Source organism: uncultured Algibacter sp. (assembly GCF_947495925.1).
Lineage (GTDB): Bacteria > Bacteroidota > Bacteroidia > Flavobacteriales > Flavobacteriaceae > Algibacter_E.
Genome location: NZ_CANMAU010000001.1, coordinates 542,972 through 565,868, shown reverse-complemented (window position 1 = coordinate 565,868; position 22,897 = coordinate 542,972). Strand labels below are relative to the sequence as shown.

At 34.3% G+C, this 22,897-nt stretch carries 19 protein-coding genes; 12 read left to right on the top strand and 7 right to left on the bottom strand.

The window, feature by feature from the left end; translation table 11 throughout:
* Positions 1-3: 3 nt before the first annotated feature.
* Together Q0857_RS02525 and Q0857_RS02520 are read left to right on the top strand one after the other, a co-directional pair.
* Positions 4-492, top strand: a complete 489-nt coding sequence (locus Q0857_RS02525) for a DUF6428 family protein (protein ID WP_298531653.1) — start codon at positions 4-6, stop codon at positions 490-492.
* A gap of 12 nt (positions 493-504) precedes the next feature.
* Positions 505-1,128, top strand: coding sequence for a protein-tyrosine-phosphatase (locus Q0857_RS02520; RefSeq protein ID WP_298531651.1), 624 nt, complete (start codon positions 505-507; stop codon positions 1,126-1,128).
* Here the strand turns inward: Q0857_RS02520 and Q0857_RS02515 are convergent.
* The 4 genes from Q0857_RS02515 to Q0857_RS02500 are packed head-to-tail and all read right to left on the bottom strand — an operon-like array spanning position 1,115 to position 5,737.
* Entirely contained in the window at positions 1,115-2,143 is a 1,029-nt protein-coding gene (locus tag Q0857_RS02515; protein WP_298531648.1) for a carboxypeptidase-like regulatory domain-containing protein, read from the bottom strand. The two genes, Q0857_RS02520 and Q0857_RS02515, sit on opposite strands and share 14 nt — an antisense overlap.
* Positions 2,144-2,151: 8 nt before the next feature.
* On the bottom strand, positions 2,152-3,984 hold the full coding sequence (locus tag Q0857_RS02510) for a lysophospholipid acyltransferase family protein (protein ID WP_298531645.1): 1,833 nt from the start codon (positions 3,982-3,984) through the stop codon (positions 2,152-2,154).
* Positions 3,985-4,005: 21 nt separating this feature from the next.
* On the bottom strand, positions 4,006-5,256 hold the full coding sequence (locus Q0857_RS02505) for an aspartate kinase (RefSeq protein ID WP_298531643.1): 1,251 nt from the start codon (positions 5,254-5,256) through the stop codon (positions 4,006-4,008).
* 1 nt (position 5,257) lies between these two features.
* Positions 5,258-5,737, bottom strand: coding sequence for a GNAT family N-acetyltransferase (locus tag Q0857_RS02500; RefSeq protein ID WP_298531640.1), 480 nt, complete (start codon positions 5,735-5,737; stop codon positions 5,258-5,260).
* A 119-nt stretch (positions 5,738-5,856) separates the two neighbouring features.
* On the opposite strand from Q0857_RS02500, the gene fbp reads away from it, so the two are divergent.
* On the top strand, positions 5,857-6,864 hold the full coding sequence (gene fbp / locus Q0857_RS02495; protein WP_298531638.1) for a class 1 fructose-bisphosphatase: 1,008 nt from the start codon (positions 5,857-5,859) through the stop codon (positions 6,862-6,864).
* Between the two features lie 65 nt (positions 6,865-6,929).
* Here the strand turns inward: fbp and Q0857_RS02490 are convergent, their stop codons facing one another.
* A complete protein-coding gene (locus tag Q0857_RS02490; RefSeq protein ID WP_298531636.1) occupies positions 6,930-7,559 on the bottom strand; it encodes an outer membrane beta-barrel protein in 630 nt (209 codons plus the stop codon).
* 203 nt (positions 7,560-7,762) lie between these two features.
* Between Q0857_RS02490 and Q0857_RS02485 the strand changes: the two genes are divergently transcribed.
* The 6 genes from Q0857_RS02485 (at position 7,763) to Q0857_RS02460 (ending at position 13,339) form a co-directional block, all read left to right on the top strand.
* Complete coding sequence (locus tag Q0857_RS02485) at positions 7,763-9,331, top strand: arylsulfatase (RefSeq protein WP_298531633.1); 1,569 nt, start codon at positions 7,763-7,765, stop codon at positions 9,329-9,331.
* A gap of 107 nt (positions 9,332-9,438) precedes the next feature.
* Entirely contained in the window at positions 9,439-10,542 is a 1,104-nt protein-coding gene (locus tag Q0857_RS02480; protein WP_298531630.1) for a BamA/TamA family outer membrane protein, read from the top strand.
* A gap of 118 nt (positions 10,543-10,660) precedes the next feature.
* On the top strand, positions 10,661-11,518 hold the full coding sequence (locus Q0857_RS02475) for a YicC/YloC family endoribonuclease (protein ID WP_298531627.1): 858 nt from the start codon (positions 10,661-10,663) through the stop codon (positions 11,516-11,518).
* A gap of 15 nt (positions 11,519-11,533) precedes the next feature.
* Complete coding sequence (gmk, locus tag Q0857_RS02470; RefSeq protein WP_298531625.1) at positions 11,534-12,121, top strand: guanylate kinase; 588 nt, start codon at positions 11,534-11,536, stop codon at positions 12,119-12,121.
* 9 nt (positions 12,122-12,130) lie between these two features.
* The gene (gene nadD / locus Q0857_RS02465) at positions 12,131-12,709 is read left to right on the top strand and encodes a nicotinate (nicotinamide) nucleotide adenylyltransferase (RefSeq protein ID WP_298531622.1); all 579 of its coding nucleotides are present in this window, start codon (positions 12,131-12,133) and stop codon (positions 12,707-12,709) included.
* A 102-nt stretch (positions 12,710-12,811) separates the two neighbouring features.
* The gene (locus Q0857_RS02460; RefSeq protein ID WP_298531619.1) at positions 12,812-13,339 is read left to right on the top strand and encodes a nuclear transport factor 2 family protein; all 528 of its coding nucleotides are present in this window, start codon (positions 12,812-12,814) and stop codon (positions 13,337-13,339) included.
* A 63-nt stretch (positions 13,340-13,402) separates the two neighbouring features.
* Here Q0857_RS02460 and Q0857_RS02455 read toward each other — a convergent pair whose 3' ends face one another.
* Both Q0857_RS02455 and gltB read right to left on the bottom strand, forming a co-directional pair.
* A complete protein-coding gene (locus Q0857_RS02455; RefSeq protein WP_298531617.1) occupies positions 13,403-14,866 on the bottom strand; it encodes a glutamate synthase subunit beta in 1,464 nt (487 codons plus the stop codon).
* 4 nt (positions 14,867-14,870) lie between these two features.
* Positions 14,871-19,385: a glutamate synthase large subunit gene (gene gltB / locus Q0857_RS02450; protein WP_298531615.1), complete on the bottom strand. Its 4,515-nt coding sequence runs from the start codon at positions 19,383-19,385 to the stop codon at positions 14,871-14,873.
* A 508-nt stretch (positions 19,386-19,893) separates the two neighbouring features.
* Here gltB and Q0857_RS02445 point away from each other — a divergent pair.
* From Q0857_RS02445 to Q0857_RS02435, 3 genes are all read left to right on the top strand, one after another.
* Positions 19,894-20,922 (top strand): outer membrane beta-barrel protein, encoded by a 1,029-nt coding sequence (locus tag Q0857_RS02445; RefSeq protein ID WP_298531612.1) that lies wholly within the window; start codon positions 19,894-19,896, stop codon positions 20,920-20,922.
* Between the two features lie 102 nt (positions 20,923-21,024).
* Complete coding sequence (locus Q0857_RS02440) at positions 21,025-22,308, top strand: ammonium transporter (RefSeq protein ID WP_298531609.1); 1,284 nt, start codon at positions 21,025-21,027, stop codon at positions 22,306-22,308.
* Between the two features lie 238 nt (positions 22,309-22,546).
* Positions 22,547-22,885 (top strand): P-II family nitrogen regulator, encoded by a 339-nt coding sequence (locus Q0857_RS02435; RefSeq protein ID WP_298531608.1) that lies wholly within the window; start codon positions 22,547-22,549, stop codon positions 22,883-22,885.
* Positions 22,886-22,897: the final 12 nt, after the last annotated feature.

Genomic DNA, 22,897 nt, shown 5'->3' with positions numbered 1-22,897 from the left:
TAAATGAAAACACAAGAATTTTTTAACGTACTGGAGCAACATAAAGATAAATCTTTATTGTTTGAATATGCGCCTAATTTATTAGTAGGAGCCAATTACCATATTACAGAAGTGAAGCATATTTTGGTTGATTCTGTCGATTGCGGATCGCAAATAGATTCGTGGAGAGAAACAATTATTCAACTCTGGGAAAGTCCTAATGAGTTAGATAAAACGGAGTATATGGCGGTTTATAAAGCCCTAGCTATCCTTAAAAAGGTAGGAGGAATGAAGCCTTATACATCAGATGCAGAATTAAAGCTGGAATATAGTAACAGTAAATTTCATACGACTCAATTATTTGTTAATGATTTTGAAATACAAGGTAAAAACTTGATTATCAAATTAGCTATTGAAAAAACAGATTGTAAGGCAAAAGAGCTATGCGGAGTTCCCGAAAAAGAAGTTGAGAAAGTTGAATCATGCTGTTCGCCTAGTTCGGGTTGTTGTTAATTTAAAGTATATATGAATAATAAAAAAGTGTTTGAAACGATATCTAAAACTATAGATATATTAGATACTAATGATGTTTCGGAAGAAAGGAGAAGGATTCTTAATCCGTTAATTGATTATTTAAATGATAAGATTAAAGCTGGGACGAGTATCCGATTAAATTTTATTTGCACACATAATTCACGCCGTAGTCATCTATCGCAAATATGGGCGCAAACTATGGCCTTCTATTTTGATGTTAGTAAGGTGTCTTGCTATTCTGGAGGTACAGAAGCGACAGAGATGTTTCCAAAAGTTGGGGAGACTTTAAGCAAACAAGGATTTAAAATTGATAAGCTATCAGAAAAAAATAATCCTGTTTATAGTATTAAATTTTCTGAAAATGAGCCATCAGTAATAGCCTTTTCTAAAACGTTTAGTAACGATTTTAATCCAGATTCGGAGTTTGCGGCGATTATGACTTGTTCTTCAGCAGATGAGGCCTGTCCAATAGTTTTGGGGTGCGATAAGCGTATAGCAATTACCTATGAAGATCCTAAAAAGTCTGATGGTACTCCACAACAAACAGAAACCTATTTCAAAAGAAGTTTACAAATTGCAACTGAAATGAAGTACGTTTTTTCTAGTTTGGGATAGAATTCATTATTCCAAAATTAAAAGGCAATAAATCACCAAAACGTTGATTAGACATAGCGCCAGAAAAACGTACTTTGATTACATTGGTATAATTTCCATAAGCGTCCAAAAGAATCGAAGTATTTAAAAATTCTATAGAAGATTGTTTTCTTTTGTTATACAGAATAGACACGCGTTCGTTTAGTGTGACAAGTTTAACTTGAGGGTTGTTATGTTGTCTAAAATTAAAATGTTTTGATGGGTTCGTTTTAAGTTTGTTATAAAATATTTGATAGTCGTTGTCTTCTAGGTTTTCTGCATATAGGGCACGCATAAATTCTAGTCTTGAACCAGCATAAACTTTGTTTCTGTTTTTTAAAACTTTCTTTTTATCTGAATTTTTTAAGTTTTGATAATAGGTATTACCTATGAATTTTACGGAACCGACGTTAAATATATTTTGGTCTTCATCAACATGTTTAAAACTTATTTCAAAAAGTTCCATGTCGAAAGTCATTAAATATTGTAAGCCTTTATTTTCTATTTTAATAGGGGCTTTGACGTTGGCAGTTAGTAATTTGTGTTTTTTATGATATCTTATTACAAGATCATTTTCGTTTAAAATTTTGCAAGATTTTCCAAATTTGGAAGTCCCCAAAAATTCTGCTCTAAATAATCTTAATTTTTGTTTTCGGCTTAAGCCATCATTTGCTTTTACAATTACTTCATCTAAAATTTCTTTGGTTTCTTTTAGTTGAATTGTAATTTGGTTTTTTGTTCTATAGTCAGTAATTATTTGTCTTTTGTAACCTAGAAATGAAACTATTAACGGTGATTGTACTGCCTCATTATAAGAAATTGAAAATTGTCCTCTTTTATTAGTTACTACCCCGCGCGTTGTATTATCAAAATATACAGTGGCAGTTTCTATAGGGCTTTTGGTTTTTGCATCTATAACTACTCCAGTAATGGTTTGCGAAATACAAGTATATCTAAGGCTTAAAAAACAAATAACTAGAAAAATCTTAGGTCTCATTATTTTCTTTAAGCTTCTTTTTTACTCTCTTTAAATTTGTTTTCTAACTCTGCCTGAAACTCTTCCATGACAGGACGAACAGTGCTTTCAGGCAGATCGGCTATTTTAATATACATAAGCCCATCAACGGAGTTGTTAAATAATGGATCAACATTAAAAGCAACTAGTTTCGCATTTTGTTTGATATACTTTTTAAGAAGTACTGGCAAGCGCAGTGCTCCTGGTTCTATTTCATCAATAATTTTGTCAAACTTATTAAGGTCTGCCTCAGTTTCGTCAAAAACAAAATCCTTATCAGCATCTTTTAGTTTTACTTTGAATTCTTTTTTAGGATGTACATATTGTGCGATGTATGGGTCATAGTAATGCGATTTCATGAACTCAATCATCAAGGATTTTGAAAAGTTTGAAAACTGGTTGCTAATACTCACACCACCTATTAAAAATTTATGCTCCGGGAAGCGCAGTGTAATATGTACAATGCCTTTCCAAAGTAAAAATAAAGGCATCGGTTTTAGTTGGTACCCTTTAATAATAAAGGCGCGCCCCATTTCAATGGATTCACTCATCATTTTATAGAGTTCGGGTTCAAATCGGAATAGGTCTTGAAGATAGAATCCATCAATACCATAACGTTTAAATATTTTTGACCCCAACCCCATTCTATAAGCTCCAGCAAGTACTTTTTTTTCATTATCCCATAAAAACATATGATGATAATACTTATCAAATGGATCTAGATCTATAGCTTCATTGGTCCCTTCACCAACGGCTCTGAAGGTAATTTCTCTTAGCCTTCCTATTTCTTGGAGGATATTTGGAATTTTTTCAGCTTCGGCTAAAAACACCTCATAGTTCTTACTTTCTAAGAGTCTGTCATCACTAGCTCTTAGTGCATCCACTTCCTGGATCATTAAATTCTGCTCAACTGGGGTGATAATGCGTTTTGGAGGTTTTGGCGTTTTTAAGGTAGACGAAATATTATCCAATATTTTGGGTTTGTCTGCAAATGCGTTAGAAAGCATATAGGTTTTTCGTCTTAAAAATTCGGTAAATTCGTCAAGCGAAGCATGTTCTTTTTGGTCTTCAACAGAAATAGGTTTACCAATTCTTACACCTATGGTGCGACGCTTTTGGGTAAGTAATTCGGAAGGTAATTTAGCAGTTCTAAACGTATCGCTAATTTTTGAGAGTTTATAGAACAACTTACTATTTTTAGCATGAAAGTATATAGGAACAACAGGAACCCCCGCTTTTTTCACTAATTTCATAGCAGTTTCTTCCCAAGGTCTATCCACAACCAACTTACCATCCCGATAAGTGGACACTTCTCCGGCAGGAAATATGCCTAACGGATGTCCATCTCTTAAATGAAGGATAGCATTTTTAAAGCCAGCAATACTTGACTTTACATCTTTTCTATCTTCAAAAGGATTAACAGGCATGATGTATGGTTTCATAGGTTCGATTCTATGTAGCAAAAAGTTAGCTATAATTTTAAAATCTTTACGCTGTTCTATCATCAATTTTAAGAGAAGAATACCATCAATACCTCCAAGGGGATGATTGGATATGGTAATATAAGCACCCTCTTTTGGTAAGCGTTTTAAATCTTCGTCAGGAATATCAAACTTTATTTGAAAATCATCTAAAATACCATTTAAAAAGGGGAGCTCACTTAAATGTTTGTTTCTTTTATAGACTTTGTTAAGGGTTGATATTTTCAGAACCTTCATTAAAATCCAACCTATAAAAGTTCCAATAAAACCATACTTATCTAGTTGTATAGCTTTGGCAACTTCCTTAGCACTTACTAATCCTAAATCTTGCTCCTTACTCATGTGTGTAAATGTACTAAATGTTTATTTAGTTACTAGTTGAACGGTTTCTGGAGTTAATTGTTTTAACAACACAGTTTTACCTGATTCAATTTCATTTATGGCATGCTGATTATAGTGCCGAATGGTGTAAAGAGAAACATTATTATAACAAGAGACTTTAAATTTTGCTTTTAAATGTTGTAATAATTTCTCCAGATTATTATAAATGTTATCAATACAAACCGAGAAACTAATGGCTGAGTTTTGAATAACGTCAACTTTCATTTTGTATTGATGTAGTAGTTTAAAAATAGCGCTTATGTTTTCTTCTACGATATAAGAAAAATCTAAAGACGATAACGAAATAAGAACCTGATTTTTCTTGACTATAAAGCAGGGAATCATAGGTTCCAAAGTAACATTTTTACCAATTTGCGTCCCTTCTGAATCTGGTTTAAGAAAAGACTTAACATGTAACGGAATTTCTTTTCGTTGTAAAGGCTGTAATGTTTTAGGGTGTATTACAGATGCCCCGTAGAAGGCTAACTCTATGGCTTCTCGATATGATATTTGGTTAAGTAGCTGTGCATTTTCAAAATATCTAGGATCCGCATTTAGGACTCCAGGAACATCTTTCCAAATCGTAACACTTTCTGCATTTAAACAGTAGGCATAAATGGCTGCAGTATAATCGCTGCCCTCTCTACCTAAAGTAGTTGTAAAATTATTGGCATCACTTCCTAAAAAGCCTTGTGTAATATTTAAGCTAGAGGTATCTAGATTGGAGTGTATTAATGATTGAGTACCTTCCCAGTTTACGTTTGCTCTCCTATAGTAATTGTCTGTTTTGATATGATTTCTTGCATCAACCCAATTATTATTAAATCCAACAGCATTTAAATAGGTACTAATGATTGTGGTAGAAATTAATTCGCCAAACCCAATAACTTGATCGTAAACAAAATTATAATCTGGAGACTTATTAGTTTTTAATAAAACATTGAGTTCGTCAAAAAAAGCATTGACCTTTTTAAAGGCTTCATGATTTTCACTATCGAATAAGTCTAATAATATTTCAATATGGTACTTTTTAACTTCCTGTAATGAACTTTGTAAGTCTTTTTTGTTTTCAAAATAGTTTTTAACAACCAGCTCCAAAGTATTAGTGGTTTTACCCATAGCCGAAACAACAATTAAAGTGTTCTTATAACCCGTTTTTTGTAAAACAGATATCAAGTTTTTTACACCTTTCGCATTTTTTATGGAAGCCCCGCCAAATTTGAATACTTGCATCTTATATATTAGCTATATATGATTTAATACCTTCTTCCCCAAGTTGTACCACGTTCCAATCTCGCATCACATTAGCACCTTTTTTTTCGTAAAATGCAATGGCAGGTTCATTCCAATCAAGTACTTCCCAATTTATACGTTTAACACCTAATTGGTGCCCGTATTTAACAACTTCATCCAGAAGAGCTGTACCTATACCAGTACCACGAACAGATTCACTTACAATTAAATCTTCTAAATGAATTGCTTTTCCCTTCCAAGTAGAGTATCTATTATAGATTAAGGCAATTCCTTCTATCTTAGAATTTACTTCGGCAACGAAGCAATGAAAATAGGATATTTTGCCAAACCCATCATTTTCTAAATCTTTTAAAGTGATTTCAACAGCGTCTGGTTCTTTTTCAAAAACAGCTAGTTCATGAATCAATTTAAGGACCTGAGGCATGTCCTCAATTTGGGCATTTCTAATAGTAAAATCCATAGTTATTATTATTCAGTCAAATATAGTTTAAAGTTAAAGATATTCGATGTATTACCTTTTCGAAAACGATGTAGTTAGGTAAATTTTGCAGATATTTGTAGAAATTAAAATTATCTTATATGTCTAACAAAAAACAAACTCTTGGGGAGTTTATTATTGAGAATCAGTCGTCTTTTCAATATTCTTCAGGGGAACTTTCAAGCTTACTAAATTCCATAAGATTAGCTGCCAAAATTGTGAACCACGAAGTTAATAAGGCAGGATTGGTTGATATTATTGGAGCTGTGGGTGACACTAATATTCAAGGTGAAGATCAGCAGAAGTTAGATGTGTATGCTAATGAGAAATTTATTCAAACGCTTACAAAAAGAAATATTGTTTGCGGTATAGCGAGTGAAGAAGAAGATGATTTTATCGCTATCAATAGTCAAGACGAAAATCATCAAAATAAATATGTGGTTTTAATTGATCCTTTAGATGGTTCGTCAAATATTGATGTTAATGTTTCTGTGGGAACTATATTTTCAATTTATAGGCGTATAACACCAGTAGGTACCCCTGTCCAATTAGAAGATTTTTTACAAAAAGGAAGTGAACAAGTAGCTGCAGGTTACGTGGTTTACGGCACCTCTACGATGCTGGTTTACACAACTGGAGATGGTGTAAATGGATTTACTTTGAACCCTGCAATAGGGTCGTTTTATTTATCGCATCCGGATATGAAATTTCCTGAATATGGTAATATTTACTCTGTGAATGAGGGGAATTATATTCATTTTCCACAAGGCATAAAAAATTATATAAAATATTGTCAAGAAGAAGAAGGAAACAGACCGTATACTTCTAGATATATAGGGTCTTTGGTTTCAGATTTTCATAGAAATATGATTAAAGGAGGGATTTATTTATACCCACAAAGCTCGAAAAACCCTAACGGGAAATTACGCTTGCTTTATGAATGTAATCCTATGGCGTTTTTGGCAGAACAGGCTAATGGTAAGTCTAGCGACGGATTTACGAGAACCATGGATGTCGAGCCTACAGAATTACATCAGCGTGTTCCGTTTATTTGTGGAAGTAAAAATATGGTTGAAAAGGCGGAAGAATTTATGAAAAACATGCTTTAAATAACATTTACGTAAAAAAAAAGCGAACTGAAAGGTTCGCTTTTTTTATTTAAAGGGAATCTTCTTTAAAATCTGAAACCTAGGTTAAGGTAGCCTTGAGCAGGATTAGAGTTTAGGGTATTTACCATGTCATCAAACCCATAATTAAACCCTAATTCAACAAAAAAGAATGCAATATCTACACCCAAACCAAGTTGCCCGTAAAAAATAAAGTTTTCAATTTGATCTTCAGAATCAAGTGAGCTTCCAGGATCTTTAGATAGGACAAAAGAAGGGATACCACTAACAAAAACTCTAACACCTACCAGCCGATCTGCAAACGAAGTAATATTTAAACCTCCTGTTATTGGAATGTCCAGTGCCGACATCGAAAAATCAGAAGTCATACTGCTATCAAAGGAATTAGTGAAATCATAAGGTCTTTTATTATACCTTGCTCCAACTTCATAGTAAAAGAAACGTCCTCGTTTGTATGATATTCCAAAATTATAACCAACGGTTGCATCAGAAGTTATAGGGTTTTCGGCAGTGTCAATATTAAGGCCGTTTAAGTTTACACCTGCAGATATTTTAAACGAGCTTCTGGCTTTACGTTCTTTTTTATCTTTGATGTCTTCATCTTGAGCTATGGCTGAGCTTGAGAAGCAAATCGCCATAAGAATTAGAAATACATGCTTTAAAGTAGTATGTTTCATAATAGTCTTAATTTTACTAGTTCTAGTTTACTCAAATATAAAACATTTACTACAGTTCAACCCATATGAGGCTTGTTTTTAGACAAAAATTTTAGTCTTTTTTTCTATATTGCATACTCTAAAAATGGGATTAATAAATTAGAAAGAAACTCTATTTAAGAACAAGATTTTTTTTTTAAAATATAAAACTAAACTAACCATATATGAAAAGATTAAACCAAGGGATACTTTACGTGCTTTTAGCACTTATAACTGTGAACTGTAAAGAGAAATCAAAAGAAGTTACAGAAGCGGTATCAGCAGAAGATATTACACAACCCAATATTGTAATTATTTATACAGATGATCTAGGTTATGGAGATGTTGGTTTTAATGGTGCGACTCAAATCAAAACTCCTAATATGGATAGTTTAGCCAATAACGGCGTGCGTTTTACTAATGGTTTTGCATCTTCGGCAACGTGTACGCCTAGTAGATATGCTTTGTTAACAGGCGTATATCCTTGGCGAGAAAAAGATGCTAAAATATTACCAGGTACTGCTCCATTAATTATTGGTACTGATCAAATGACAGTTCCAAAAATGTTGAAATCAAAAGGATATTACACAGGTATTGTAGGGAAGTGGCATCTTGGATTAGGGAGCGGACATGTAAATTGGAATGAGCGGGTAAGTCCGGGGCCTAATGAAGTTGGATTTGATTACTCTTATATTATGGCAGCAACTCAAGATCGGGTTCCTACCGTTTATATTGAAAACGGAGATGTTGTTGGTTTAGACCCTAACGACCCCATAGAGATTAATTACAACAAAAATTTTGAAGGGCAATCAAATGGTGTTGATAACCCAGAATTATTAAAAATGAAATGGCACCATGGACACAATAGTAGTATTGTAAATGGAATACCGCGTATTGGTTATATGAAAGGTGGAGAAGCAGCAAAGTGGAAAGATGAAGATATGGCGGATCACTTTTTAAAAGGAGCTCAAAATTACGTGAAACAGCACAAGAGCGAGCCTTTTTTCTTGTATTACGCCATGCAACAACCACATGTGCCAAGAACACCACATCCAAGATTTGTTGGTGCTTCAGGGCTTGGGCCTAGAGGAGATGTAATTGTTGAAGCAGATTGGTGTATAGGAGAGTTTATTAAAACGCTAGAAGAAGAAGGTGTTTTGAAAAATACCTTAATCATTTTCTCAAGTGATAATGGCCCCGTATTAAATGACGGATATTATGATGATGCTGTTGAAAAATTAGGAAGCCATACACCAAGAGGAGGCTTAAGAGGAGGGAAATACAGTCTGTTTGAAGCTGGAACACGGGTACCGTTTTTTACATATTGGAAAGGTACTATTCAACCAGGAGTATCGGATGCATTAGTTTGTCAGTTAGATATATTATCGTCTCTAGCAAAGTTTGTAGATAGTGATGTGGAAGCTAATGACAGTGAGGATTTATTAGATGTTTTCTTAGGAAAATCTAATAATGGAAGAGAAAATTTAATTATTGAAGCCAATTCAAAAACAGCTTATAAAGAAGGTGATTGGGTTATGATTCCTCCATATAATGGACCAGAAATCCTTAGTGCAGTAAATATTGAAATTGGTAATTCTAAGGACTTTCAATTGTATAATTTGAAAGATGATCGAGGGCAACAGAATAATTTGGCTGGAACAAATCAAGACAAACTTAGAGATATGGTGATCAAATTTGAAGCTATTAGAGGTGAAGGTTATAAACAGGAAACTCAAAAACTGGAGTTGAAGTAGTTTAAAGAGTTATTTTAGAAGCATAATTGAGCATTCTTTTTTTATTAATAGAATGCTTTTTTATTTCATAACTTGGTAATTTTGTGTTATATAAAAATTGTCATATAATGAATACGGGGATAAGACAAGTGTTAAATAGGGAATTTTATTTAGTGATTGTGTTAATTCTGAGTCTCTGTTTGGGCGGGTTTGCGCAAAAGAAAAATGACTCTATTAAAAAGGTGAATTTTGCTGGCATTCCCGTTATTAATTATAGCAATGCTATTGGTTTAAGCGCAGGAGTTATGGGCCAAATGTTTTATAAAGTGAGCGAAAAAGACACCATTTCTCCAACGTCTTCAACAGGCGTTTTTGGGATGTATTCAACGAATAATACATTCTTTGCTGCGGCATTTCAAAAACTATATTTAAATGAAGATAAATGGCGTGTTATGTTTGGTCTAGGATTAGGTAATATTAATTATCAATATTGGCAGGAAATTCCCGTAGTTGGGGGCGATTTTATTGGTTTTAATACTAGGGCTGAGTTTGCCATGTTAAAGGTAGAACGAAAATTAGTAGGAAAATTGTACGGGGGGCTTAGGACTGTAATTTCAACCAGTAAAACAGACTTTGATTTACCCGATTTTCTACCACCTGAACTATTAACTGATGAGAGACGTATGAATAGTTTAGGATACTTGTTTAATTATGACGAACGTGATAATCAATTAAACCCGTACGAAGGTTTTAATGTTGAGTTTAAAAATGATTTTTTCAGAAAATGGCTTAATAGTGAAGATGATTTTGAGAGTTTCGAATTAACATATAATCATTACTATCCTTTAAGTTCAGAACGAAAAATTATAGTGACTCGTGCTACTGCATCTATTGCTACTGGCGATGTACCTTTTCAAGGACAGAATGTGGTAGGTCAAGATGATATCAGGGGATATTCCAACGGGAAATACCGAGATAATCAGGTCTATGCGATCCAATCTGAATATAGGTGGCGTTTTGAGAATAAATTTGGTATGGTTGGTTTCTTTGGACTAGCCACAGCTGTAGAGAATTTTTCAGGCTTAGGTAAAGCAGAGATATTACCAGGAGGGGGTGTTGGGATTAGATATATGATGATTCCAAAAGAGCGCATTAATATTGGTGTAGATGTAGCAGCTGGAAAGGGAGATTGGGGGTTGTATTTTAGAATTGGAGAATCTTTTGGTAGATAGTTCTAATTAGTTTTTTATAACGAATTAGAGAAATTCATTAGAAGTGAAAGTTGCTTTTCATATTCTGTTTTCTATCCTTAGGGTTTTGTTACCTTTGCATAACTTAAATTAAGTCTTTATGATATACTCAATGACAGGTTATGGAAAATCTGTATTGCAACTACCCACGAAAAAAGTGACTATAGAACTTAAATCTTTAAATAGTAAAAATTTAGATTTAAATGCAAGAATGCCATCTGTTTATAGAGAAAAAGAATTGGCAATAAGAAAAGTTCTTGCTGATAAATTAGTACGCGGTAAGATTGATTTTTCAATTTATGTTGAAGCTACCGCAGAGGATACATCATCTCAAATTAATACCCCCGTTGTTAAACAATATATCGCGCAATTGAAGAATGTTGTTGATGGAAATGATATTGAGCTTCTTAAAATGGCTGTAAGATTTCCTGATGCTTTAAATACGGTACGAGAAGAAATAGATGAAAACGAATGGAAAGCCATAGAAGCTGAAATTCATAAAGCGGTTGAAGATCTAACCGAACACAGATTGGATGAAGGCAAGGTTTTAGAGCAAGATTTTAATGCCCGAATTGCATCAATTGAAACTATATTAGAGCAGGTGATAGCTATGGATCCTGAGCGTGTTGAAGGGGTGAGAGAACGTTTATTGAGAGGTGTTGAAGAATTGAAAGAGAAGTATGATGAAAACAGATTTGAGCAGGAACTGGTTTACTATATTGAAAAATTCGATATTACTGAAGAGAAAGTACGATTAAAGAATCATTTGAATTATTTTACCGAATCCATAAATTCTAATGAATCTAATGGAAAGAAATTAGGTTTTATTAGTCAAGAAATGGGAAGAGAAATTAATACCATTGGATCTAAAAGTAATTATGCCCCAATGCAGCAGCTCGTAGTTCAGATGAAAGATGAGCTGGAAAAAATTAAGGAACAATTGTTGAATGTACTTTAATTAAAGATATTATTTGTGAAAAAAGAAACACCAGCTACTGGTAAACTTATAGTTTTTTCTGCGCCATCAGGTTCTGGAAAAACAACGATTGTTAGGCACTTATTAGGTATAGAAGATTTAAATTTAGAGTTTTCAATATCGGCAACCTCAAGGGCAAAACGTGGTACGGAAGAACATGGTAAAGATTATTATTTTTTATCTGCTGAAGAATTTAAGGCCAAAATAAAAAACGATGAATTTTTAGAGTGGGAGGAAGTATATCGGGATAATTTTTATGGGACCTTAAAAACAGAAGTAGAGCGTATTTGGGCACAAGGCAAGAACGTTATTTTTGATATTGATGTTTCTGGAGGGCTTCGCATAAAAAGAAAATATCCAGAAGAAACCCTCGCTGTTTTTGTCAAACCACCAAGTGTTGATGAATTAAAGATTCGTTTAAAAAAGCGAAAAACAGAGTCTGAAGATAAAATAAACATGCGCGTAGCCAAAGCGTCTGCAGAGTTAGCGACAGCACCATTATTTGATACTATTGTGGTTAATGATACTTTAGAACATGCACAGGAAGAGGCGCATGAAAAAATAAGTGCATTTATTAAGTCTTAAGTCCTTATCATGAAAGTTGGATTATATTTTGGTTCTTTTAACCCCATTCATATTGGGCACCTAATTATAGCAAACCATATTGCTGAATTTAGTGACTTAGACCAGGTTTGGTTTGTAGTAACACCTCATAATCCATTTAAAAAGAAATCAACTCTTTTAGATAATTATCAACGTTTAGAAATGGTGTTTAGGGCCACCAAAGAGTACCCAAACTTAAAACCTAGTGATATAGAGTTCAACTTGCCGCAGCCTAATTATACCGTTAATACTTTAGCTTATTTAGAAGAAAAACACCCAGACTACGAATTTGCATTGATAATGGGTGAAGATAATTTGAAAGGTTTACACAAGTGGAAGAATTATGAGGTGATCTTAAAGCGCCATCATATTTATGTATACCCTAGAATCTCACGGAAAGAAGTAGATACGCAATTTAATGACCATGAAAAAATTCATTTTATTAATGCGCCGGTTATGCAAATTTCATCTACATTTATTAGAAAAGCAATTGCCGAAGGCAAAAATGTAAAACCGATGTTTCCTGAGCATGTGTGGGAATATTTAGATCAGATGAATTTTTATAAGTAGGTAATTAGTTGTGTTTTGATCTAATATTCAGTAACTTACAAAAACTCTCCTTTAAGGTTAATTAGAAAGCTTATTTAATTAACAAACTAAACTCGTATTATTATGAAAACAAAATTAGTATTAGCTGTTTTAGTATTTAGCGCATTTCTTTTATCTAACGGCTGTAAGGAAAAGAAAGAAGAAGTTGTTGAAGTGGTTGAGGTTGTAGAAAAAGTAGATCTAATTAATGACGAATTTCCGGAAGCTAAACAAGAAGTGATAGAAACCTTCGGAGCTATCGCGCAAAGCCTGAAGGATGGGGATATTGATGAATTAATATCTTTTCACGCTTATGGTTCAAAGTTCACGGAATTTAAATCTGGAGAGCCAAGGAATGATGGTGCGGCAAATGAAGCTCATGAGCGTATTGTGTTTGGTGCTGTAACGGAAGTAGTGAAATTTGATGCAAAAGATTTAAAAGTTGCTGTTTATGGTGATGTCGCTAATGTGACCTTTCATTCAGATTTTCATTTAAAATTCGGAGAAGACCTTGTTGTAGTTAATGATCAAATAACGCTATTATTTTTGAATACCGATGATGGATGGAAAATAGTACACGAACATCATTCTCCGCTTAAAAAGGAAAGTTAAAATTGATTGTAATAAAAAATCCAGCTTACAGCTGGATTTTTTATTACATCTAAGTTATTATATTTACATGGTAACTAAATCACCAGTTACATCTTTTGATGGTAAGTTCGATTTACCCATGAGGAATAAATCTACTTGTCTTGCAGCTTCTCTACCTTCGGAAATAGCCCAAACAATTAAAGACTGTCCTCGACGCATATCGCCAGCAGTAAATATGTTAGGGACGTTAGTTTGATATTTTCCATATTCCGCTTTGTAATTAGAACGCGCATCGGTATCAAGACCTAACTTATCTGCTAACGTACTTTCAGGTCCCGTAAAACCTAAAGCTAATAGCGCTAAATCGCATGGCCAAGTTTTTTCTGTACCTTCAATTTCTATAAGCTGAGGGCGCTGACCTGGAACCATTTTCCATTCTACGTTAACAGTTTTTAAAGCCGTTAATTTACCATCGCTATCTTTTACAAATTCTTTAGTGTTAATCAGCCAGTTACGTTCAACACCTTCTTGGTGAGAAGAGGATGTTTTTAACTGTAGTGGCCAAAAAGGCCAAGGTGTGGTTGGAGAACGATGTCCTGGTGGTTTTGGCATAATTTCAAAATTCACCACAGATTTAGCACCATGACGGTTGGAGGTTCCAATACAATCTGAACCTGTATCACCACCCCCAATAACAATAACATTTTTATCGGTAGCCATAACTTGGTTGTCAACCTTTTTACCGAACAAGACTTTTGTTTGTTGGGTTAAGAAATCCATAGCTTGAACCACACCATCTGCATCAATACCAGGAGTTGGTAAACTACGTCTTTCAGTAGCCCCACCACAAAGTACCACAGAATCAAAAGCTTTTAAATCTTCAACATCATAATTAACTCCAACATTTACATTGGTTTTAAAGGTAATGCCTTCAGCTTCAAGAATAGCGACTCTACGGTCAATAATCCCTTTTTCCATTTTAAAGTTAGGAATACCATAACGTAGTAGCCCACCAACTTCATCGTCACGCTCAAAAACAGTAACAGTATGTCCAGCTCTATTTAATTGTTGAGCGGCCGCTAAACCAGCAGGTCCAGAACCAACCACAGCAATAGTTTTTCCTGTTCTAGTTTCTGGCGGTTGAGGTTTAATCCAACCTTCCTTAAAAGCACGTTCTACAATATTTTTTTCTATATTTTCAATAGATACAGGATCTTCAATAATACCTAATACACATGATTTCTCACAAGGCGCAGGACACAGTCTGCCTGTAAACTCAGGAAAGTTATTAGTAGAGTGTAATAACCAAGAGGCCTTTTGCCATTCACCTTGGTGTACCATATGATTAAAATCTGGAATTAAATTACCAAGTGGGCATCCACTATGGCAAAAAGGTATTCCGCAATCCATACAACGAGATCCTTGTTTTGTGATCTCTGTATCACTTAATGGAACTGTAAATTCTTTATAATGTTGCACACGATCTTCTACAGAAGTGTACTTTTCATCTTGTCTTTCAAATTCTTTAAATCCGGTTACTTTACCCATGACACTATGCTGTTGTTAATTCTTCTACCATTACTTCTCCTGTTGCTAAACGCGCAAGAGCTTTTTTATACTCTATTGGCATAACTTTTACAAAATTACCTAAGCTAGTATCCCAGTCTGCCAATAATTCTTTTCCTCTATTACTATTTGTATAAAGCGCATGCTTTTCGATTGAAGTTTTTAAATCTGAAGCATCTTCAGAAGTAATATCCTCAAATTCTATAGTTTCTGTGTTACATAAACCATTTACAAATTTATGGTCAGGATCATATACATAAGCAATTCCACCACTCATTCCTGCTGCAAAATTTCTTCCAGTCTCACCTAAAACAATAACTTTACCACCAGTCATGTATTCACAACAGTGATCTCCAACACCTTCAACTACAGCGGTAGCACCAGAGTTCCTAACTGCGAAACGTTCTCCTGCTATACCATTGATGTAAGCTTCACCTTGAACAGCACCAAACAAACAAACATTACCAATGATAATATTGTTTTCGGCAATAAAATCTGCTGTTGCCGGTTTTTTAACAATTAGTTTTGCTCCAGAAAGCCCTTTACCAAGGTAATCGTTTGTATTACCGTCAACTGTGAAGGTTAAACCATGTGCCCCAAAAGCACCAAAACTTTGACCCGCAGATCCTGTGAAGTTTATATTTAAGGTGTCTTCAGGTAACCCTAAATGACCATAAATTTTTGAAATTTCATTACTTACGATAGCACCTACCGTACGATCAATATTTTTAATAGGATAAGACAGATTTGTTTTTTCTTTTCTATATAAAGCCCTATGAGAATCTTTAAGAATTGTAAAATCTAAGACACTATCTAAATTATGGTCTTGAGCTTCTGTGTTGCGAACAGTAAGTTCATTATAAACTGAAGGCCTGTGTAAAATACTTGATAAGTCTAATCCTTTAGCTTTGTAATGTTTAATTGCTTTGTTCGCGTTTATTTTGTGCGTTTGTCCAACCATTTCGGCTAAGGTTCTAAACCCTAGTTGTGCCATGATTTGTCTTAACTCTTCTGCAACATAATAGAAAAAGTTAATCACGTGCTCGGGTGTACCTTTAAAGTTTTTACGTAACTCTTTATCTTGAGTTGCGATACCTACAGGACAAGTATTTAAATGACATTTACGCATCATGATACATCCTGAAGCTACTAATGGCGCCGTTGCAAATCCAAACTCTTCAGCTCCTAATAAAGCTGCGATAGCAACATCTCTACCTGTTTTTAGCTGACCATCACACTCTACAACAATTCTACTTCTTAAGTTATTAAGAACTAAAGTTTGTTGTGCTTCTGATAAACCAAGCTCCCAAGGTAATCCGGCATGTTTTAATGATGTAAGCGGTGAAGCACCTGTACCACCATCGTAACCAGAAATTAATACCACATCGGCTTTAGCTTTTGCAACACCAGCAGCAATAGTACCAACACCTACTTCAGATACTAATTTTACATTAACACGAGCCTCACGATTCGCATTCTTTAAATCGAAAATTAATTGTGCTAAATCTTCAATAGAATAAATATCATGATGTGGAGGTGGTGAAATCAATCCTACAAAAGGTGTTGAGTTTCTGGCAGATGCAATCCATGGTAATACTTTTTCACCAGGAAGTTGTCCACCTTCACCAGGTTTAGCACCTTGCGCCATTTTAATTTGAATCTCCTTAGCATTGGTTAAATAATGCGAAGTCACTCCAAATCTACCAGAGGCTACCTGCTTGATAGCCGAGTTTCTGCTATCTCCATTAACATCTTTTTGGAAACGTTTTCTATCTTCGCCACCTTCACCAGAATTGGATTTACCTCCAATTCGGTTCATAGCAATAGCTAAATTTTCATGGGCCTCACGAGAAATGGATCCGTAAGACATGGCACCTGTTTTAAATTTCTTTACAATTTCTGTCCAAGGTTCTACTTCATCTAATGGAATTGGATCTAGATTGTCAAACTCAAATAAGCCGCGAATAGTCATTAGGTTTTCTGACTGTTCATTTATAGTTTTTGAGTAAACATCATAACTTTTTTGGTCACTTAGCCTTACTGCTTGTTGCAATTTGGCAACTGTAGTAGGGTTAAACAAATGTCTTTCCCCATTACGTCTCCATCTGTAATCACCTCCTATATTTAAGCCTAGCTTTCTGTTAACTTTATTGTCAGGATAAGCCTGTTTGTAACGTTGGTCTATCTCTTTTTCAATCTCATATAACCCAATACCTTCAACTCTAGAAGCTGTATATGGGAAGTACTTTTCAACAAATTGAGAATTGAAACCTACAATTTCAAAAATTTGAGAACCTCTGTAAGAATGTAATGTAGAGATTCCAATTTTGTTCATCACTTTTAAAATACCTTTTCCAATAGCCTTGTTGAAGTTATCAACGGCTTTTTGTTCATCCATACCAGTAATGAAGCCTTCCTTAACTTGCATTCTGATAATTTCATTAACCATATATGGGTTGATAGCGCTTGCTCCATAACCAAATAAGGTTGCGAAATGATGAGGTTCACGTGGTTCTGCAGATTCGATAATAATATCGAAATAAGAACGTTTACGTAAACGGTTTAATTGATGATTAACATAAGAACAAGCTAATAAAGCTGGGATAGGAGCGTATTCTTCATTTACACCTCTATCAGAAAGAATAATAATGTTCGTTTTTCTTTCAAGAGCTTTTTCAACTTGTTTTACTAAATCTTCTAAAGCGTTTTCAAGACCATTTAGTCCTTGTACTTTAGGATAAAGCATCTGGATTGTTTCAGCCTTAAAGCTTTCAACTTGTATGCTTCTAATTTTTTCTAAATCAGCGTTTGAAATAACAGGATTTTGAATTCTTAATTTTCTACACTGTCTTTCGGTAATACTGAATATGTTTCTATCCTTTCCAAGGTTTAAGCTAATATCTGTTACGATTTCTTCACGAATTCCATCTAAAGGAGGGTTGGTAACTTGCGCGAATAATTGCTTAAAGTAATTGGAAATCAATTGAGGTCTGTCAGACAACACAGCTAATGGTGTGTCTATTCCCATAGAGCCTAAGGCCTCTTTTCCAACTACCGCCATTGGCGTAATGACTTCTTGAATATCTTCAAAAGTGTAGTTAAATAAGCGTTGACGTGTTTTAATGTCAATAGTTTCTATAGGACATGTTTCGTTGGTATATGGAACATCTCTTAAGTGAAGGCGAGTCTTATCTAACCATTCTTTGTAAGGTCTTTCAGAAACAATTTTACTTTTTATCTCTTCATCCTCAATAATACGGCCCTCATTCATGTCTACCAAGAACATTTTTCCTGGTTCTAATCTACCATGCTCTTTTACATCCTCAGGTTCCACATTAACCACACCAATTTCAGAAGACATGATAAGTTTTCCACTTTTTGTTACGGTATATCTCGAAGGTCTTAAACCATTTCTGTCTAATAAAGCACCAATATAATCGCCATCTGTAAACGGCACTGAAGCTGGACCATCCCAAGGTTCCATGATGCAGCCATTGTATTCGTAAAACGCTTTTTTGTCTTCAGACATTGTAGCGTGTTTTTCCCATGCTTCAGGAATCATCATCATCATGATTTCTGGTAAAGATCTGTCGGTGTGAGTTAATAACTCAACCACCATATCCATTGAAGCAGAATCAGATTTTCCTGGTAATATAATTGGGAATAATTTATCTATTTGAGGGCCAAAAACATCGCTTTTCATGATTTCTTCACGAACACGCATTCTACTTACGTTACCTCTTAAAGTATTAATCTCACCATTCTGACACATAAAGCGAAATGGCTGAGCTAATTCCCAAGTTGGCATGGTATTCGTTGAAAAACGTTGGTGTACCAAAGCTAAACGTGTAACCAAGTCGATTTGCTGTAAATCGGTATAATAAGGTCCGATATCTTCAGGCATTATAATACCTTTATATATAATGGTTGTATTTGATAAACTTGGCACATAGAAGTACCCACTTTCAGAAATTTTAGATTCTCTAATGGTATGCTCGGTTATTTTACGAGCAGCATATAGTTTTGCTTTAAAAGTCGCTTCGTCTATATCTTCAATTTTACCAATAAAAAGTTGCTCGATATTTGGTTCAGAAGCTAATGCAATTTGACCTAATTGAGACGAGTCAACTGGAACTTTTCTCCAACCTAGAATGGAAAGACCTTGAGCCTTAACTTCGGTTTCAAAAGTGGTTTTACAAAACTCATACTGGTTAACTACTTTTGGTAAAAATACCATACCAACCGCATACTCTCTTTGAGCGGGTAACGTAAAATCGCAAACACGGTTAAAATAGTCATGAGGGATATCTATTAATAAACCAGCGCCATCACCAGTTTTTCCATCAGCACTTACACCACCACGGTGCTCTAATTTTACTAGAATTTCTAAGGCATCATGGATGATTTGATTTGTTTTCTCTCCTTTAAGATTACAAATAAAACCGGCACCACAATTTTCATGTTCAAATTCCGGTAAATAAAGTCCTTGTTTCTTCAGCATAATCAACAAATATTGGTTTAAAAACTTGAGTTGAAGGGCTAAGATACGCTCTAGTTTTTGAATTACAATAGAGCCCATTTCATTATTTCGATTTTAGAAGCGAAGTCGAGATAAAAATAGGTATATATCAATATTAAACGTGTTTTTTAATAAATATTCAAACCGATAATATATAGGTGTAAATGCGGATATGTGAATTTCTTTTAAGTTTTACTTTGAATCTTAGAAATTATAGTACTAAATCATAGAAAATACTGACAATAATTCAAATTCCATTGTTGTTGAAAAATCAAAAAATCATAATTTATTATTAATACCCTCAAAAAAATAGGGTAAAAATTCGAATATTGATAAAAGTCATTCAATTACCCCTATTTTTTATGGGGGTTAAAACTTTTTGACATAGTTTAGCCTCGTTCTAAGGAAAAATATAGATCTAAAAACAACCAAAAAAACAACTTTAAATAATCGGATCTATTTAATTAAATAACTTAAAATGAAAACAATTATGAAAAAATTATTTACTCTTTCAATGCTTTTTGTAGCAACAGCGTTATTTGCTCAAGAAGAAGCGACTGAAAAAAAACTTTCTATTACGGGTTCTGTTGATGCTTATTATAGAGCTAATTTTACTGCTCCGAATGATGAGAATGCAATTGCTCCTGGATCTTCATTTGCCAACTTACCAGGATTTGCCTTAGGTATGGCAAACGTTGTATTTGCTTATGAAGGTGAAAAAGCAGGTTTTGTTGCTGACTTAGTTTACGGACCAAGAGGAACGGATGCTATTTTTGCTTCACCTATGTATTCTGCAACAGGAAATATTGTTAATCAATTATATGCTTACTGGAATGTTAGTGAATCTGTAACACTTACAATGGGTAACTTTAATACTTTTTTAGGGTATGAAGTTATTTCTCCTACAGGAAACTTTAACTATAGTACATCTTATTTATTCTCTTATGGACCATTTTCTCATACTGGTTTGAAAGCTGATATTGCTTTATCTGAAGATTTTAGCTTAATGTTAGGTGTATTTAATGATACAGATTTAACTGAGTTTAATCCAACTGGTGATTATGCATTTGGTGCACAGTTAGGATATAAAGGGCAGTTCTTAAATGTATTAGTTGATCCTTCTTTTACAGAGATTGATTATACGGGTGGATTTGACTTAACTGATTCTTTCTACTTAGGGATTAATGGTGCTTACTTGACTGGTGATGATGAGCGTTTAGGTGGATCAGGATTCTACGGTGGTGCTTTGTACCCACAAATGTCATTAACAGAGACTTTTACTTTAGGTTTAAGAGCTGAGTATTTTGTTGAAGATAAAGAGTTTGGAGCAATAGGAACAGGAATGGAAGATTCTAGTGTTTTTGCAGCAACGTTAACAGGTAGCTTTGAGATTGAAAACTTAACAATTAAGCCAGAGGTTAGATTGGATTCTGCTTCTGATGATGCATTTATTGATAACGACTTAATGCCAACTAAAAGCTTAGGTTCTTTTGTGCTAGCAGCTATCTACGCTTTCTAAGAAAGAAAAGAGAAAAACAAATATAAAGAGAATAAATGCAAGTTCTCTAAAACTTAGAGGACTTGCATTTTCTTAATTAACTAACCCTAAAAATTATTTATTATGTCATTATTAAATATGCCCCTTATAATGCAAGACACCGCCGCAGTTGAAGGCGATATGGGAATGTTATGGATGCTTATTTCAGGTATCTTAGTATTCTTAATGCAAGCAGGATTTACATTGGTTGAATCTGGTATGACTCGCTCTAAAAATGTTGTGAATATTGCTATGAAAAATGTCTTAGACATCGCAGTAGGATCATTAGTATTTTGGTTTGTGGGTTACTCTTTAATGTACGGAGAATCGGCTAGTGGATGGATAGGATGGAGTGGATTTATGTTTAATCAAGGTCCAGCAGATTTATTCTTTCAAACCGTATTTTGTGCTACGGCTGCTACTATTGTTTCTGGAGCTATTGCTGGTAGAACAAAATATTCAACATACATTATTTTTTCAATTGTATTAACGGCTATCATTTATCCAATCGCTGGTGGTTGGGAATGGAATGGTGGATGGTTAAACAATACTGATGGAATTATGCCTGCTGAGTTTATTGATTTTGCTGGTTCTTCAGTCGTACACGCCGTTGGTGGTTGGGCTGCTTTAGTTGCTGCTTTTTTAGTAGGTCCAAGAATTGGAAAATATATTGATGGTAAGGCTGTAAACATTCCAGGTCATAACAAATTATTAGCTGCTTTAGGTGTATTTATCCTTTGGTTCGGATGGTTCGGATTCAATGGTGGTTCTCAATTAGCTTGGGGTGGTGATGATGCTGTTGGTGCTTCTATGGTCGTGTTAGTAACTAATCTTGCTGCTTCTGCAGGTGCTGTTGGGGCATTATTCTTATCATGGTTCAAATACAAAAAGCCAAATTTAGATATGACTTTAAATGGAGCTTTAGCTGGTTTAGTAAGTATTACTGCTGGTTGCGGTAACATGACCGAAGGTGGTGCCATCATTGCTGGTTTTATTGGAGGTATTATTGTAGTATTTGCAATGGAGTTTGTAGAACAAAAACTTAAGATTGATGATGCTGTAGGTGCTTTTTCTGTACACGGTGTAGCTGGTGCCTGGGGTACTTTAGTTATTGGTCTTTGGGGAGTTGACGGTGATACTGCTATTGGGTTATTAAACGGTGGCGGTTCTGCTCAATTTGTAGCACAATTAATAGGTACTTTAGCTTACGCAATATGGGCCGTAGGAACTTCTTTTATCTTCCTATATATTCTTAAGAAAACATTAGGATTAAGAGTTAGTGAAAAAGTTGAGATTGAAGGACTTGATTTATCTGAACATGGAGCTTTAGCTTATCCAGGTAAAAGACAAAGAGAAATTGAAGACTAATTTTTAATTTTTCGAACAAATAAAATTATTTAGATTTCAAAGAAATTTAGTTTAGTATATTTTAAGTGTGAATAGATAAAGGATGCTTGTGAAAAACCAGGCATCCTTTAAATATGTTTGAATGTGGAAGGGTGTATTAATAAATACTTAGGTTACGTTTAAGCGAAGTACTTAACTATATAAGTTTTTAAATATTTTATACTTTTGAAATCTAACTAAAAATAACTAAATAGACATTATGAAAAAAATTGAAGCAATAATTAGAAAATCCAAATATCGCGTAGTGAAAGATGCACTTCACGAAGTTGGTGTGAACTTTTTCTCTTACTGGGATGTAACTGGTCTTGGAAATGAGAAAGAAGGACATGTTTACAGAGGGGTATCATATAGCACAAGTGATATTCAGCGTAGGCATTTAGCAATCGTTGTAAATGATGATTTTGAAGAAGTAACCATTCAGGCTATTCTTAATTCTGCAAGCACAGGTGAAGTAGGAGATGGAAAGATATTTGTATCAGATGTCAATGAGTGTTATAGAATACGAACCGGTGAAAAAGGTGGAGACACTTTAAAATAATATTATTTAAAA